General features: G+C 59.3%; 14 protein-coding genes. 9 read left to right on the forward strand and 5 right to left on the reverse strand.

The features are described from left to right. Nucleotides 1–173: 173 nt before the first annotated feature. The 7 genes from cls (at nt 174) to HNQ50_RS21535 (ending at nt 7,560) form a co-directional block, all read left to right on the forward strand. The gene (gene cls / locus HNQ50_RS21505; RefSeq protein ID WP_184103534.1) at nt 174–1,565 is read left to right on the forward strand and encodes a cardiolipin synthase; all 1,392 of its coding nucleotides are present in this window, start codon (nt 174–176) and stop codon (nt 1,563–1,565) included. 200 nt (nt 1,566–1,765) lie between these two features. Next, a complete protein-coding gene (locus tag HNQ50_RS21510) occupies nt 1,766–2,605 on the forward strand; it encodes a ferritin family protein (protein ID WP_184103537.1) in 840 nt (279 codons plus the stop codon). A 4-nt stretch (nt 2,606–2,609) separates the two neighbouring features. Then, complete coding sequence (locus HNQ50_RS21515; protein ID WP_184103540.1) at nt 2,610–3,113, forward strand: adenylyltransferase/cytidyltransferase family protein; 504 nt, start codon at nt 2,610–2,612, stop codon at nt 3,111–3,113. Continuing rightward, on the forward strand, nt 3,110–4,456 hold the full coding sequence (locus HNQ50_RS21520; RefSeq protein WP_184103543.1) for a mechanosensitive ion channel family protein: 1,347 nt from the start codon (nt 3,110–3,112) through the stop codon (nt 4,454–4,456). The genes HNQ50_RS21515 and HNQ50_RS21520 overlap by 4 nt, the downstream gene beginning before the upstream one ends. A gap of 137 nt (nt 4,457–4,593) precedes the next feature. Beyond that, nucleotides 4,594–5,784 (forward strand): DesA family fatty acid desaturase, encoded by a 1,191-nt coding sequence (locus HNQ50_RS21525; RefSeq protein WP_184103546.1) that lies wholly within the window; start codon nt 4,594–4,596, stop codon nt 5,782–5,784. Between the two features lie 154 nt (nt 5,785–5,938). Next, complete coding sequence (locus HNQ50_RS21530; RefSeq protein WP_184103549.1) at nt 5,939–6,292, forward strand: RidA family protein; 354 nt, start codon at nt 5,939–5,941, stop codon at nt 6,290–6,292. 197 nt (nt 6,293–6,489) lie between these two features. Further along, nucleotides 6,490–7,560 carry a glycoside hydrolase family 18 protein gene (locus HNQ50_RS21535; protein WP_184103552.1) on the forward strand — a complete coding sequence of 357 codons (1,071 nt, stop codon included), beginning with the start codon at nt 6,490–6,492 and terminating at the stop codon, nt 7,558–7,560. A 39-nt stretch (nt 7,561–7,599) separates the two neighbouring features. Here the strand turns inward: HNQ50_RS21535 and panS are convergent, their stop codons facing one another. From panS to HNQ50_RS21555, 4 genes are all read right to left on the reverse strand, one after another. Then, entirely contained in the window at nt 7,600–8,553 is a 954-nt protein-coding gene (panS, locus tag HNQ50_RS21540) for a ketopantoate/pantoate/pantothenate transporter PanS (RefSeq protein WP_184103554.1), read from the reverse strand. Between the two features lie 87 nt (nt 8,554–8,640). After that, on the reverse strand, nt 8,641–10,062 hold the full coding sequence (sbcB, locus tag HNQ50_RS21545; protein ID WP_184103557.1) for an exodeoxyribonuclease I: 1,422 nt from the start codon (nt 10,060–10,062) through the stop codon (nt 8,641–8,643). Between the two features lie 658 nt (nt 10,063–10,720). Next, on the reverse strand, nt 10,721–11,599 hold the full coding sequence (locus HNQ50_RS21550) for a pirin family protein (RefSeq protein ID WP_184103560.1): 879 nt from the start codon (nt 11,597–11,599) through the stop codon (nt 10,721–10,723). A 127-nt stretch (nt 11,600–11,726) separates the two neighbouring features. Then, nucleotides 11,727–12,593: a pirin family protein gene (locus HNQ50_RS21555; protein ID WP_184103563.1), complete on the reverse strand. Its 867-nt coding sequence runs from the start codon at nt 12,591–12,593 to the stop codon at nt 11,727–11,729. A gap of 170 nt (nt 12,594–12,763) precedes the next feature. Between HNQ50_RS21555 and HNQ50_RS21560 the strand changes: the two genes are divergently transcribed. Further along, a complete protein-coding gene (locus HNQ50_RS21560) occupies nt 12,764–13,672 on the forward strand; it encodes a LysR family transcriptional regulator (protein ID WP_184103566.1) in 909 nt (302 codons plus the stop codon). Between the two features lie 10 nt (nt 13,673–13,682). Here HNQ50_RS21560 and HNQ50_RS21565 read toward each other — a convergent pair whose 3' ends face one another. Further along, a complete protein-coding gene (locus HNQ50_RS21565) occupies nt 13,683–14,387 on the reverse strand; it encodes a tyrosine-protein phosphatase (protein WP_184103568.1) in 705 nt (234 codons plus the stop codon). 105 nt (nt 14,388–14,492) lie between these two features. On the opposite strand from HNQ50_RS21565, the gene HNQ50_RS21570 reads away from it, so the two are divergent. Continuing rightward, on the forward strand, nt 14,493–14,756 hold the full coding sequence (locus HNQ50_RS21570; RefSeq protein ID WP_184103571.1) for a DUF2164 domain-containing protein: 264 nt from the start codon (nt 14,493–14,495) through the stop codon (nt 14,754–14,756). The last annotated feature ends 6 nt before the right edge of the window (nt 14,757–14,762 follow it).

Genomic DNA, 14,762 nt, shown 5'->3' on the forward strand with positions numbered 1-14,762 from the left:
CCCGTGTGAAAGTAGGACATTGCCAGACACCCATTAGAACGCCCGTACAGACAACTGTACGGGCGTTTTGCTTTGTGCGCTCCCGCAATGCACTCTCCCTGCGCGTTCCGCGCGAAATATCTTCACTTCCTTGTTAAGCTTGGCAGCAATCAAAACAATATCCGGGTTGCTCCGTGACTTTGACTTTAGCCATTTCCCTTTTGTGGATTGTTTATCTGCTGGTGCTGTCGGTGCTCATCATCTGGCAGCGGCGCGCGCCAGTGGCGACCTTGAGCTGGATACTTTCGCTGGCGGCATTGCCCTGGATTGGCCTGGTCATCTTTCTGGTGTTTGGCCCGCAGAAAATCAAACGCAAGCGCTTGCGCCGCGCTGCCAGCAAGCAGCGTCTGGGCATTCATAAACAGGGAAGCACTAACAAAGCACCACCGGTCTATGCCGAGCAGATGGCAAAAATGGGGCTGGCTACCACGGAAATGCCCACCGTCACCTGCACCCGGTTTGATCTGCTGGTTGATGGCGGGGCGACTTACGAAGCGATCTTTGCCGCTATTGAAGCGGCGACCCGGCAAGTTCACCTTGAATACTATATCTATGAGCCAGACGGGATTGGCACCGCATTGCGGGATTTGCTGATCCGGAAAGCCCGCCAGGGCGTGCAGGTCCGTTTGCTGATCGACGCATTGGGTTCCAAGCGTTGTGGCCGCAAGTTTCTTGGGCCGCTGACCACTGCTGGCGCAGAGGTGGCGTTCTTTCATGAAACCAGCTTTCGGCGCCTGCGGCCGGTGATCAATATGCGGACTCACCGCAAGCTGGTGATCTGCGATGGTGGCGTCGGGTTTACCGGTGGGATCAATATCACCGATGAAGAGGACGAGCGCTCCAACCCGGTCGCTTTTCACGATCTGCATCTGCGCCTTGAGGGTGCGGTGGTCGATCAGTTACAGCAGATATTCCTGGAAGACTGGTTCTACACGACTGGGGAACGCCCGGAACCATTGCCCTACAAAGAGCCGCCAGAGGGCGAGCATATTGTGCAGGTACTGCAATCCGGGCCGGACAATGATTGGGCACCGATCTATCGGGCATATCTTGCCGCGATCAATTCCGCAGAAGAGCGCATCTTGCTCACCACGCCTTATTTTGTGCCGGATGAGGGCGCAATGGTGGCCTTGACCAGTGCGGCGCTGCGCGGGGTGGATGTGCAGGTGATGGTGCCACGCCGGAGCGACTCCTGGATCGTGACCGAAGCAGCGCGCTCGTATTTTGACGAACTGGTTATCGCCGGTGTGCAGGTTTGGGAATACAACGGCCGTATGCTGCATTCCAAAACGCTGGTCGTCGACCAGAAATATGCGGCTATTGGCACGGCTAATTTTGATAACCGCAGCTTCCGGCTGAATTTCGAGGTGAGCGTACTGGCCTACGGCCCCGTGCAAGCCAATGCCCTGGCAGAACGCTTCAAGGCAGACCTTGCCCAGGCCCAGCGCGTATCCCGTCCCCGCCAGATATCAAAGCTCTCCGCATTTGGTGAAGCGTGGGCCAGATTGTTTTCACCGCTGTTGTGATCCGTTTGTCCGTATTTTTTTGCATCAGCGGTCCTGCGGAGTGGGAGTTGGATCACAGTTGTATGACAATCACAAATTAATTGGTAATGCTTCGCATTCGTGGCCACAGCGTTTGAAATGCCTTGCCGTGGGCCGCGTCTGCCTGTCTAATTAGGGAGTTTTGCTTTCTAACTAGAACTGTCGCCGCAGGAGCCGATTGCATGCTTTACCCCCAACTTTTCGCTGATCTGGAAAAAGCCCGCTGGGACATGGCGGACGATATTGCCTGGGATCAGTTCGACGCGAGCAAGTTGAGCGATGAGCAGGCGATGACGATCAAGATGAACGCCATCACGGAATGGTCCGCCCTGCCGGCCACCGAGATGTTTTTGCGTGACAATCGTGACGACTCCGATTTCTCCGCGTTCATGTCCATCTGGTTTTATGAAGAACAAAAGCACTCGCTGGTGCTGATGGAATATCTGCGCCGCTTCCGCCCGGAACTGGCCCCGACCGAGGCCGAACTGCATGCAGTGCGCTTCGAGTTTGATCCGGCCCCGCCCATGGAAACGCTGATGCTGCATTTCTGTGGTGAAGTGCGCCTTACGCAATGGTATCGCCGCGCCTCTGACTGGCATACCGAGCCGGTGATCAAACAGATCTACAAGACGCTTTCTACCGACGAAGCCCGTCATGGCGGCGCTTATCTGAAGTACATGAAGCGGGCGATTGAAAAACTGGGCGATGAAGCCCGTCTGGCCTTTGCCAAGATTGGCATGCTGATGGCCTCGTCCGCCCGTAGTGGCAAGCCGCTGCATCCGACCAATCTGCACGTGAACAAGGATTTGTATCCAATGGACACCGTGCAAAGCCGCTTGCCTGATCCGGAATGGCTGGAGCGCTGGCTGGATACGCAAATCCAGTTTGGCAAAGAATGGGAAGGCCGCGTGGTTGGCGGTATTCTGCGCAATCTGTCCAGCTTGTTTGGCGAAACCTTCGAAACGGCAGCAGACCTGAATCGCTACCGCAAGCAATTGGTCGTTAATCTCGGCCAGGCTTGATCTCATGACTGCAGCGCAATACCCGCACCCTGACTTTGAGAAGAAAATCTGCGCGCCGGAACAACTGGCCGCGCGGATTGCCCAACTGCCCAGACCCCTGGTGTTTACCAACGGTTGTTTCGATATCCTGCATACCGGGCATGTCACCTATCTGGCTCAGGCTCGGGCGCTGGGCGCCAGCATGATCGTGGCGCTCAATACGGATGCCTCGGTTAAACGTCAGGGTAAGGGCGATGATCGCCCGATCAATGATCTGGGTAAGCGGGCCAGCGTGATGGCTGCGCTGGAAAGCGTGGCACTGGTGACCTGGTTTGACGCAGATACACCTTACGACGTGATCATCGCCGCCCGGCCTGACATTCTGGTCAAAGGCGGTGACTGGTCGGTTGATCGCATTGTCGGCAGCCAGGAAGTACTGGGCTGGGGTGGGCAGGTGCATTCCATTCCCTTCCTCTACCAGACCTCGACCACAGAAACCCTCAAGCGCATTCGCCAGTTGCATCCATGACCCCGCGTGAGAACCTTGTTGCCGAGTTGATAGGCGATATCAACGAGCACGGTTGGCTCCGCACGGATATGGTCAGCCAGGCGGGTGTGGTTTTGCTGGCTGTTCTGATCGGCCTGACGGCGTATTACCTGCTCAAGCCGCGCATCACTCGTGACAATTCCCGCTGGCAGTGGTTTGGTCAGGGGGTGATCCGGCTGATCTTCCCGCTGGTAGCGCTGACGGTGACCAAGCTGGGCACCGTGCTGGTGGGCCTGTTCTACCCCGCTGCACCGCTGCGTTTGATTGGCGTGGCTGATGTGCTGTTGCTGGCCATGGTCAACATCAGTGTGTTGGCTTATTTGCTGCGCCATGTATTTAACGAAGCACCATGGGTTGGTCGCTGGGAGCGCCGGATTGCCGCGCTGATCTGGCTGGCGTATGCGCTGCATGTGGTTGGTGTTCTGCCGGAAATAGCCGACGCACTGGATGACATCAGTTTTCATCTGGGGCATCAGCGCATTTCCGTGCTGACCATCCTGCAAGGCCTGGCGTCGGTGGGCGCCACCTTGCTGGTCGCCATGTGGCTCAGCCGCCTGGCGGAACGCTGGCTGATGCGGGCGGAAATGCTCGATACCAGCCTGCGCGTCATGCTGACCAAAGTGATTCAGTCGCTGCTGGTGGTGATTGCCATCCTGGTGGCGCTGCCGCTGGTGGGGATCGACCCCACGGTGCTGTCTGTTTTTGGGGGTGCGCTGGGTGTCGGGTTGGGTCTGGGCCTGCAGAAGATTGCCTCCAACTACGTCTCAGGCTTCATTATTTTGCTGGACCGGTCGGTCCGTCTGGGCGATCTGGTGCAGATCGGGGATCGGCAGGGCGTCATTTCCCGACTGACCTCCCGCTACATCGTCCTCAAGAGCCTGGATGGCACCGAGTCGCTGGTGCCAAACGACACCCTGGTCACCTCCACCGTCGTGAACCAGTCTTATACCGACCGCAAGGTGTGGATCAAAATGCCGTTCACGGTCGGATATGAGTCTGATCTGGAAGCAGTGATGCAATTGCTGGTCAAGGCCACGGAAGGTCTGGATCGGGTAGTACAGGATCCCAAGCCATTTCCGTATCTGGATGGCTTTGGTGATAGCTCGGTCAATGTCTCGGTTGGTTTCTGGATCAAAGATCCGGAAAACGGGCAGGGTAGTTTGAAGTCCGAGATCAATTTGCGGGTATGGCGGCTCTTCAAGGAGCACGGCATCAATATTCCGTATAACCGGCTGGATGTGGTGCACTTCAAGCCATCCAACAAACTGGCGAGCGATGGTAATTTGACAGGTTACGCCCCGCCAGCGCCTGCCGATGAAGGTTAAGCAGGCAATTTGCACAACCTGGCGTACGAACGGTTGCGCATTGCAAGCAATTATTCTGTAATATCTGTTCGCCTTTGATCCGTATCAGAAAATTCTGAACAACTTCAAAGGATTTCTTGTTCTGGAGAGTTTCATTGATGGAATGGCTGAACGGCCTGATCGAAATGCCCTGGTGGGGCTACATCGTGGTGTTGCTGGTGCTCACCCACATTACGATTGCTGGGGTCACGATTTTCCTGCACCGCAACCAGACCCATCGCGGTCTTGATTTGCACCCGATTCCCAGCCATTTCTTCCGCTTCTGGCTGTGGATGACGACCGGTATGGTCACCAAGGAATGGGTGGCGATTCACCGCAAGCACCATGCCCGTTGCGAGACTGCTGAAGATCCGCACAGCCCGCAAGTGCTGGGCCTGAAAAAGGTCATGCTGGAAGGTGCAGAACTCTACCGCAAGGAATCGAAGAACAAGGAAACGCTGGAGAAGTTTGGCGTCGGTACACCTGACGACTGGCTCGAGCGCAATATCTATACCCCGCACAGCATCATGGGCCCGACCCTGATGGCCATCATTGATATTTCGCTGTTTGGTGCGAATGGTCTGTGGATGTGGGCAGTGCAAATGGCCTGGATTCCGTTCTGGGCTGCTGGCGTGATCAATGGCGTGGGCCACTATTTTGGCTATCGCAATTTTGAGTGCGAAGACGCGTCGACCAACCTGGTGCCTTGGGGCATCATCATTGGCGGCGAAGAACTGCACAACAACCACCACACCTTTGGCACCTCCGCCAAGTTCTCCAACAAGTGGTGGGAGTTTGACCTGGGTTGGGCGTACATCCGCTGCCTGTCGGCCCTGAAGATGGCCAAGGTGCGCAAGGTTGCCCCGCGCATGAAGATGGTTGATGGTCATATGGAGCTGGACGAGCAAGCGCTGGCCGCCATTATCGCCAACCGCTATACCATCGCCGCTAACTATGCCAAATCGCTCAAGCGCGTGGTGGGTGAAGAAGTCGACAAGCTGCGTGCCAACGCCAGCCTGCCGCACTTTGACTTCAACCCGGATCGCCAGATGAAGGTGTGGCTCAAGCAAGATGCCAAGGACACCCCGGTTGGCGAAAAGCCGCACCTTGATAGCCTGCTGGCGCAAAGCAAGGTGCTGGATCAGGTCTACCAGATGCGCCAGGAACTGACCCGTCTGTGGGAACGCTCCAGCCTGACCCGTGCTGAACTGTTGAGCCATCTGCAAGACTGGTGCACGCGTGCCGAGGCCAGTGGCATTGCCGCGCTGCAGGATTTCTCCCAGCGTCTGCGTCGCGTCGCTGCGGTCTGATCGCCGCGTGATGAGCAAAAAGGCGAACCGCAAGGTTCGCCTTTTTTGTTATCTGACAGAGATGCTTCAACTGTCTTGCAGCTTTCCCGCCTGAATCTGCCTAAAATCACGTTTTTGCATTGCCGCGCATCTGGCGCGCCACAGGGGAAACAGCATGTCCAGTATTCAGCGCTACCATGTCGGACCGCGCATGTCCGAAATCGTGGTTCACAACAACACCGTTTACATGGCCGGGCAGATTGCCGAGTCGCTCGACAAAGATACCCGCGGGCAAACCGAAGAAGCGCTGGCTGCGGTGGATCGTATGCTGGCGGAAGTGGGCTCGGACAAGACCAAGATTCTGACCGTGACCATCTACCTGCCCGATGTGGTCAACGAGTACGACGCCATGAACGCCGCGTGGAGCGAATGGGTGCCCGCAGGCCATACCCCGGCGCGCACCACCGTAGAGGCCCGCCTGGCAGACCCGCGCTACAAGGTAGAGCTGTCGGTGATTGCCGCGCTGTAACTGCGCTGGTGTTGGTCGCTGCCCCATTGCCCCGGTGAACGGGGCAATGTCGTTTGTGGTGGGGCACCGTGCGTGAAAGCGGGAACGAAACTTGATCGGGATTGCTCCATTATGAGGTGGCCTGCGCGCCTCGTCGCATAATGCGTTTCGCGCCTCGTGCGCCGCCCCTTTCTGCCCACCTCGTGGAGTTGTTGCCCATGTCGAACATTCTGTTGGCGTATTTTGCCGGCTGGCGGGACTGGAATAACCTGCCGCTGATTCGTGATGCTGAACGCCTGACGCATATCTGTTACGCCTTTGCCAATATCCATGAAGGCAAAGTGGTGTTGCTGACCTCACAAGACCGTACCGAAGGCCAGGCACGCAGCGAAGAAGGCATTGCCCGGTTGCATGAGCTACGCAGCGTGAACCCGCAGCTTAAATTACTGATCTCGATTGGGGGTTGGGCGGCCGACGGTTTTTCTGATGCCGCGCTCACCGCAGAATCCCGCGAAGAATTTGCCCAGTCGGCCATCGATTTCATGACCCAGCGTAGTCTGGACGGGATTGATCTGGATTGGGAGTACCCCTCCAACGACATGGCCAGTATCAAAGCCCGCCCGGAGGACAAACATAATTTCACGCTGATGCTGGCCGCTTTGCGCCAGAAGCTCGATGCCTTGTCCGACGAACAAGGCCGTACCGGCAAAGCGCGCTATCTGCTGACCATTGCCGCTGGGGCGGGCCAGTATTACCTGGATGGTGTGGAGATGGCAGAAGTTGCGCGGCTGTGCGATTTCGTCAATCTGATGACTTACGACTATTACAACGGCTGGGCCACCCGCGCCGGGCATCACACCAATCTCTACAACACGCCGGGCGATCCTGAGGGCGATAGCTGCCAGAAATCAGTCGATCTGTTCATTGCCAATGGCTTGCCGGCGGAGAAACTGGTGCTGGGTTGCGCGTTCTACGGGCGCGGCCTTGATGGCGTGGGTGAGGCCGGTCTGGGCGCGCCGGGCACGCCCAAGAGCAATACCTCAATCGACTATGACGATATTGTGGGCAAGCTGATTCCGGAAGGCGCTACCCGCTACTGGGATGATGCTGCCAAAGCGCCGTGGCTGCTCTCGGGTGAGATGTTCGTCAGTTACGAAGATGCAGAGTCGCTGGGTTACAAACTGGCGTTCATCCAGGAACGCAAGCTGGCCGGCGCGTTCTTCTGGGAGTACAGCCAGGACCATACGGATACGCTGCTCTCCACGCTGTGGAAGGGTTTGCGCGACTAGCGCCCCAAATAACAAAGCCCGCAGACGCGGGCTTTTTTATTACACGACCGGCGTAACCGGCTCGGTCTCTGCCTTGGCCAGCGTCCTGGGGCGCTTGCCCTGCCAGTAACCCGCCAACAGTGCGCCGGAGATATTGTGCCAGACCGAGAACAACGCCCCCGGCAAGGCCGCCAGCGCGCTGAAATACGTCTTGCCCAACTGGGCGGCGAGGCCCGAATTCTGCATGCCCACCTCAATGGCCAGCGTCCGGCAAACCGATTCTTCGAACCCCAGCAGCTTGCCGCCCCAGTACCCACCCGCCAGGCCTATGGCGTTGTGCAGCATCACCGCAATGATGACGACGGCTCCCACCGAGGCAATGCTCTTCTGGCTGCCGGCCACAATCGCGGCAATGATGGTCACGATGGCAATCATCGACACCAGTGGCAGATACGGCTCAACCTTGCGCACTGCGCGCCCGAAGAAGCGATACAACAGCAAACCCAAAGCAATCGGCAGGATCACGATCTGCACGATGGACAGCAGCATGGCCAGCATATCGACGTGGATAGAGGCATCCACGTACAAGCGCGTCAGCAACGGCGTGGCCACGACGCTGACCAGGGTGGAAATGGACGAGATGGTGACCGACAACGCCACATCCCCGCCCGCCAGATAAATGATCACGTTGGACGCCGTGCCGCTGGCGACACTGCCTACCAGAATCATGCCGGTCGCCAGCTCGGGCGGCATATTGAAGGCTTTGGCCAGACACCAGGCGGCCAGCGGCATGACCAGATAGTGCAGAACAATGCCGGCGGCGACGGGCGCAGGCCGGGTGAGTACGCGTTTGAAGTCGGCCACCGTGAGCGTCAGGCCCATGGTGAACATGATGGTCGCGAGCAGCAGCGCGGTATGCGCTTGAATCGGGGCGAAACTGGCCGGGCTGTTATACGCGGCCAGCGACAGCAAGATCGCCCAGAGCGGGAAAAGCCGGGTGAGTCTGGCAAGCATGAGTCGTATCCGTGCGCGGCGGGGCCCGCGCTGTTGTTTTGGTGCGCCCATCTTACCGGGTTGCACGTGCCCCGCAATACGCCGCGCTTACCACTCCGGGGCGATCTGCTCCGCGTAATCGTAAAGGGCCTCCAGGATGGCGCCCGCGCGCTCGTCGGCCGTATCCGAGAGGGTGTCGATGGCGTCGGCAAACTGTTCCAGCGTGCGATAACCACCACGCCCCTGGATCAGCCGCTCTACCCGTAACTGTTGCCACTGTGCTTGTTCTTCTTCGTTGAGCGTGTCGGCAAAGTTGCGGGCGCGGAACCGGAACACCAACTCGCTCAGGCGCTGATCATCAAAGGCCGGTCGGGCGCTGGCCAGTTGCTCCGGACGAAGCTGACGCAGTTTTTCCAGCGTACGGCGATCATTGTTGCCAACAAACCCGCCGTAGAGGTCTTCATCAATATCCTGTTTACCCAGCGGTTCGCGTTTGTAGATGGTGTCCCAGTCCGGGCGGGGCAGGGCGGCCACGGCCGCCGCGTGCATCTGGATGACATCCATATCCACACCCCAGCGGGCCGCCATCTCCGGCGAGAGCACCTTGAGGTTGCCGATCACAATGGGCGACTTGTTGATATGAATAGTCTTGATGGGCAGGCGCGTCACCCCCTCTGGCAGGTCTGCCGTGCGGGTGAACATGCGCTCGCGGATGGTGGCGCTATCCAGCCCGGCCAGCTCTGCCGGGTCAAACGCCAGGTCCCACACAATCAACTCGTTCTTGTTGGTCGGGTGCCAGCCCAACGGCCACACCGCCGCAATGCAACCCCGGTCCGCGCCGAACATGCCTGAGACATGCAAAAACACTTTGGGCTCACTGCCGATCTCTTTGAGTACGGCGTCTTTCTTTCGCAGGCTCAAACAGAAATCAAACAGTCGGGGTTGTTTGTCGCGGATCAGCCGGGCCATGCCAATGGTTGCGCGCACGTCAGAGAGGGCGTCGTGCGCGGCTTCATGCGCCAGGCCATTGGCCTTGGTGAGCAACTCCAGCCGGAAGCTGACCTTGCCATCCTCGCCGGTGGGCCATGTTATGCCTTCCGGGCGCAGGGCGTAGGCGGTGCGCACGGTGTCGAGCAAGTCCCAGCGGCCGCAATCGTTTTGCCATTCCCGCGCATACGGGTCGATCAGATTGCGCCAGAACAAAAAGCGCGTCATTTCGTCATCGAAACGGATGGAGTTGTAACCCACACCGACGGTACCGGGCTCCGCCAGCGCGTGTTCAACCGCCGCGGCAAACTGATGTTCGGGCACGCCGCGCGCCAGGCAGTCTTGCGGGGTAATGCCGGTGATCAGGCAGGATTGCGGATCGGGCAGGAAGTCTGGCGCGGGCAGGCAGAAGAGTTCGACCGGTTCGCCGATTTCATTGAGATTGGCATCGGTACGGATGCCGGCAAACTGCGCCGGGCGGTCACGGCGCGGGACCGCGCCGAAGGTTTCGTAGTCGTGCCAGAAGAAGGTGAGTTCGGCCATGCGCGGGGTCGTCGGGTGCCTTGAAAGGGGCATTGTAGCAAGGTGGGTGGGGTGGAGGGGGTGAGTGGCGCAAAGAGGGGCAACTGGCCGTTGCAGGTAGCCTTTGCTGGCTAGCACCACCTCGTAGCCCGGATGGAGCCGCCAGGCGGGAATCCGGGGCTGCGCTATTTGCAAAAATGAGTTGGTTACCGCGCTACTATTTCGTTATTCCCCTCGGCGGGTCCCGGCGGGAATCCAGTCTGGCCACCGCGGGTGGCCTTTGCTGGCAAGAATGCCAAACTCGTAGGGTGGATTCGGAGCGAAGCGACAATCCACCGTTGCAATGTGTGTTAGCGCCTTGCGGCGCAGGTGTTGAAGGCTTTTGATACCGGCGGTGGCCGGAGCACGTCCCTTTCTTTGCTTCGCCAAAGAAAGGAACCAAAGAAAGGCGACCCAGCCTGGCGGCCCTCCGGGCTTCCCTCAGTCAGTCGGGAGCCTAAGGTCTCCCTCCATTCCTTCGGCGCTGGGCTTTGACGGGGGAGAAGGTCAAAAACAACAGCAACAGCAACAGCAACAGCAGAGACAACAGCAGAGCCAACAGCAGAGACAACAGCAAAAACAACAGCAGTGGCGCGCCCGTGCTTGGCGGCGCTCTGCCTATCGCGTGGAGCCGCTCACCTCAATCCGCCGTCGCCCGTTTCACCGGCAGCGGCAGTCGTTCGGTTTCATTGGGGATCTGGCCGAAGCGGTCTTCTTGCCAAGCCACTTTGGCGGCTTCGATCAGTTCGCGGTCGCTGGCGACAAAGTTCCACCACAAGGTGCGTGGGCCGTCCAGCGGGGCGCCGCCCAGCAACATGATGCGCGAGGCCGTCGTGGCGGTGAGCGGGGTGTCGCCCGTTTCTGGCAGCAGCACCAGTTCGTTCACAGCCAGCACGCTGTTATCGGCGTGAGCTTCGCCATGGATCAGCATCAGCGCGCGTTCGGCGTAATCGGCGGGAACGGTGATGCTGGCGCCGGGCGCCAGATCAATCACGGCATAGATGGTCGGGGACTCTACCGCCACGGGTGAGATGTGCCCGAACAACTGGCCGATCAGCAAATGAATGTCTACACCCGGACGAGCAATGCGGGGCAGGTCGGTATCCGGGTAATGCTCAAAATGCGGCGAGCATTGTTCCAGCGGGCGCGGCAAGGCAATCCAGGTTTGCACGCCATGCAACTTGCCGCCATTGCGCGCATTGGCCGGGGTGCGTTCGGCGTGGGCAATACCACGGCCCGCGGTCATCAGGTTGATATCGCCCGGTTCAATCAATACTTCGTTGCCCAACGTGTCACGGTGCAGTTGAATGCCGTCAAATAGATAAGTGACGGTGGCAAGGCCAATATGCGGATGCGGCGGTACGTCCAGCCCCTGGCCGGGAGCCAGCTCGGCTGGGCCGATATGGTCAACAAAAACAAATGGCCCGACGGCGCGGCGCTGGACGGCTGGCAACAGACGCGAGATAGGCAGGCCGCCTACGGTTTCGGCGCGGCCGGTAATATGGATCAACTCAGACATCGGGCTCTCCAGACAGGGCCACGCCGGGCACTCGCCCGGCGCGGTTTGTTAGATATCAATATGGCCTGGCCGACGCGCCCGGGCCAGCCCGGACTGTATCGGTTTGTTCCGGCCAGGCATGCCTGTCTTAAAAGCGACCCGCCTGATAGTCCAGGATGGCTTGTTCCACCTGCTCGCGGGAGTTCATGACAAACGGGCCCCACTGCACGATGCTTTCTGCCAGCGGCTTGCCGGACAACACAATCAAACGCGTCTCGGCTGCGCCCGCGGTCACGGTGACCCCATCCGCGTCCGCCGCGTTCTGCAACAGGCCCATCTGGGTCGACTTGACCGCGCGACCACCAATACTGGCCTCGCCCCGGTAAACATACACAAACGCGTTGTGGCTGGCCTGCAGCGGCAGGCTGACCGACTGCCCGGCCGCAATGGTCAGGTCAGCATAAAACGGCTCGGTATCGTCGCGGGTAATGGCACCCGTCGCGCCGGCCACCAGGCCCGCAATCAGCTTGAGCGATGCGCCGTTGCCCAGGTCATACACCGGAATGTCGCCGGCCGGGATGTCGCGGTACCACGGCGCCGTCATCTTGTTTTTGCCGGGCAGGTTCACCCACAGCTGGAAACCTTCCATCAAGCCATCTTGTTGCTCCGGAATCTCGCTATGCACAATCCCGCGGCCGGCAGTCATCCACTGCACGCCACCCTCGGTCAACAAGCCTTCATTGCCGGCGTTGTCGCGGTGCCGCATGCGACCGTTGAGCATATAGGTCACGGTTTCAAAGCCGCGGTGCGGGTGGGAGGGGAAACCGGCGATGTAGTCATCCGGGTTATCCGAGCGGAATGCGTCAAGCATCAGAAACGGGTCCAGCCGACGTTGCAGATCATGGGTCAGTACGCGGGTCAGTCGTACACCGGCGCCGTCAGTCGTCGGGATGCCGTTGACCAGGCGCTCCACTTCACGCGAGCGGGTCACAGCGGGCAGTTGCAAGGTGGTCATGGTGTTCTCCTGTTGTCTGGCGCGGCGAGCCCAGGCGATGGCTCCGGGTCTGTCGCTGCGCTGCCCACACTTTCTGTGTGGCGATGAGTGCATCTTAGGCGCCATCAATCATCGAAGAAACGGGTTATCTTTTGGTGATCTATATAAAATAATTTGATATTGTTGTTGGTATGAACCTTGAACGCATTTCGCTGGAACAATTGCGCGTGTTTACCGAAGTGGTCCGCGCCGGCAGCTTTCTGGCCGCGGCCAAGGCCATTGGCCGCACGCAGTCTGCGGTGAGTTATACGGTAGCCACGCTGGAACAACAGTTGGGCATTCAACTGTTTGATCGTAGCCAGTACCGGCCAAAGCTCACCCCGACTGGCGAAGCGCTGCTGGGGGATGCGCATGCCATTCTGGAGCGGGTGGATCGCCTGCAAGCCCGGGCCAGCGCCATTGAACACGGGCTGGAGGCAGAACTGGCGCTGGCTGTGGACGTGTATTTTCCGTTGTCACGCTTGCTGGATTGTCTGAATGACTTTCGCGCCACCTTCCCTGGCGTGACCTTTCGCTTGTATGTCGAGGCGCTGGGCGCGGTGGCAGAGCGCGTGCTGGCCGGCAGTGCGCAACTGGGTATTCTGGCGACGCTGCCTGAGCTGCCACCGGGGCTGGACGGGTTTTCCATGCCCCCAATCCGCGTGCTGGCGGTGGCCTCACCGGATCATCCATTGGTTAAGTATGCCGGGGCGCTGGATCGGGCCAGCCTGCAAGAACACGTGCAATTGGTGCTGACTGATCGCAGCGCACTGACCGAGGGGCGGGATTACGGCGTGATTTCGCCCACCACCTGGCGCTTGTCTGATCTGGGCGTCAAGCACGCCATGCTGCTGGCCTCCATGGGCTGGGGCTATATGCCGATTCATTGGGTAGAAGACGACCTGGCCGCAGGGCGGCTGGTGGCGTTGCCGCTGGATATGCAACCGCAGGGCGGTATGCAACTGGCGATGCATGTGGCCACGCGCATTGGTCAGCCCGTCGGCCCGGCGTTGCGCTGGTGGATGGAGCGGCTGCGCCGGTCAGAGCGCCACGCGGGGTGAGCGAAGGCAATCAGTCGAACATGCTGGCGCGGAGCGCGGCGATCTCGGCCGGTTGCAGGCCAATCAGCGTCAGATACCCCATTGCCCCGTCATAACGCTGCCGTAACTGATCCAGAAACAAGATCATGTGTTCTGGCTCAGCCCCCAGAAGATGCCGCAATTCTGGCGCATTCTGGACGCTGAGTTGCTCCAGGGTTTGTGACAGATTGGCAGCGCTTTGTACGTAATCGCTGACGATTTCTGCATCGGGCACCCCTGCCAGACTCAAGAGCAAGGCCGCCACCATGCCGGTACGATCCTTGCCGGCAGAACAATGAAACAGCACGCAGGCATCCGGCTGGGCCAGCATTTGCCGGAAGATCTCCAGAAAGCCAGACTGGCAATACTGCAAGGCGGCGACATAGAGCGCGCCCAGGCTGGCAGGTAATGCATCCAGATGCGCTTCCAGCCCGTCCAGTAGCGCAATGGGGGCATACTCGATTTCCGAAATACGGCTCAGGGCATCGCCCCATTGCCGGCGTTCACGCAAGCCGCGCAGGTCAATGTCGACCCGCACGCCGTAATCGAGCAAGCGGATCACATCCATGGCGTGCAAAGACTCCAGGCTATCAGCCCGGATAAAGCGGTGCGTGCGCAAAGGTTGACCGGCACGGTTGTACAAACCGCCCAGATCGCGGACATTGCGTGCGCCTTGCAGGGGAATATCTCTTGGCATGGCATCGCTGCGGACATGAAAACGCGGGCGGCATACAGCGTCGCCTTGTCTCAACATAGCATTTGCTTGCCGGCGCGCCGCGCCGACCTACAGACGGACAACATCATGAGCATGGAACTGGACAAAGACGCGCATAAGGCCGCGCTCGATTCGCTGGAAAAATATCTGGCCGAGGAGCTGGAACTGGATGTGGGTAACCTGGAAATTGCGGGCTTGCTGACTTTTTTTGTGCAGGAAATCGGCCCCAGCCTTTACAACCAGGGCGTACGCGCGGCGCAGGAACGCATGCAGGCCCGCGTGGCCGATCTTGATATGGAAGTGTACGAAGACGAGTTTGGCTGGTGGAAGAAATCGCCCCGCCGCCGCTAAACGGGT

The organism is Silvimonas terrae (assembly GCF_014202765.1).
GTDB classification, from domain to species: Bacteria; Pseudomonadota; Gammaproteobacteria; order Burkholderiales; family Chitinibacteraceae; genus Silvimonas; species Silvimonas terrae.

Bases quoted from the DNA above. Each gene is read 5' to 3' on its own strand.
- HNQ50_RS21510 (WP_184103537.1), top strand. From the start codon at position 1,766: ATGCTTTACCCCCAACTTTTCGCTGATCTGGAAAAAGCCCGCTGGGAC.
- HNQ50_RS21515 (WP_184103540.1), top strand. From the start codon at position 2,610: ATGACTGCAGCGCAATACCCGCACCCTGACTTTGAGAAGAAAATCTGC.
- HNQ50_RS21520 (WP_184103543.1), top strand. From the start codon at position 3,110: ATGACCCCGCGTGAGAACCTTGTTGCCGAGTTGATAGGCGATATCAAC.
- HNQ50_RS21525 (WP_184103546.1), top strand. From the start codon at position 4,594: ATGGAATGGCTGAACGGCCTGATCGAAATGCCCTGGTGGGGCTACATC.
- HNQ50_RS21530 (WP_184103549.1), top strand. From the start codon at position 5,939: ATGTCCAGTATTCAGCGCTACCATGTCGGACCGCGCATGTCCGAAATC.
- HNQ50_RS21535 (WP_184103552.1), top strand. From the start codon at position 6,490: ATGTCGAACATTCTGTTGGCGTATTTTGCCGGCTGGCGGGACTGGAAT.
- panS (WP_184103554.1), bottom strand. From the start codon at position 8,553: ATGCTTGCCAGACTCACCCGGCTTTTCCCGCTCTGGGCGATCTTGCTG.
- sbcB (WP_184103557.1), bottom strand. From the start codon at position 10,062: ATGGCCGAACTCACCTTCTTCTGGCACGACTACGAAACCTTCGGCGCG.
- HNQ50_RS21550 (WP_184103560.1), bottom strand. From the start codon at position 11,599: ATGTCTGAGTTGATCCATATTACCGGCCGCGCCGAAACCGTAGGCGGC.
- HNQ50_RS21555 (WP_184103563.1), bottom strand. From the start codon at position 12,593: ATGACCACCTTGCAACTGCCCGCTGTGACCCGCTCGCGTGAAGTGGAG.
- HNQ50_RS21560 (WP_184103566.1), top strand. From the start codon at position 12,764: ATGAACCTTGAACGCATTTCGCTGGAACAATTGCGCGTGTTTACCGAA.
- HNQ50_RS21565 (WP_184103568.1), bottom strand. From the start codon at position 14,387: ATGCCAAGAGATATTCCCCTGCAAGGCGCACGCAATGTCCGCGATCTG.
- HNQ50_RS21570 (WP_184103571.1), top strand. From the start codon at position 14,493: ATGAGCATGGAACTGGACAAAGACGCGCATAAGGCCGCGCTCGATTCG.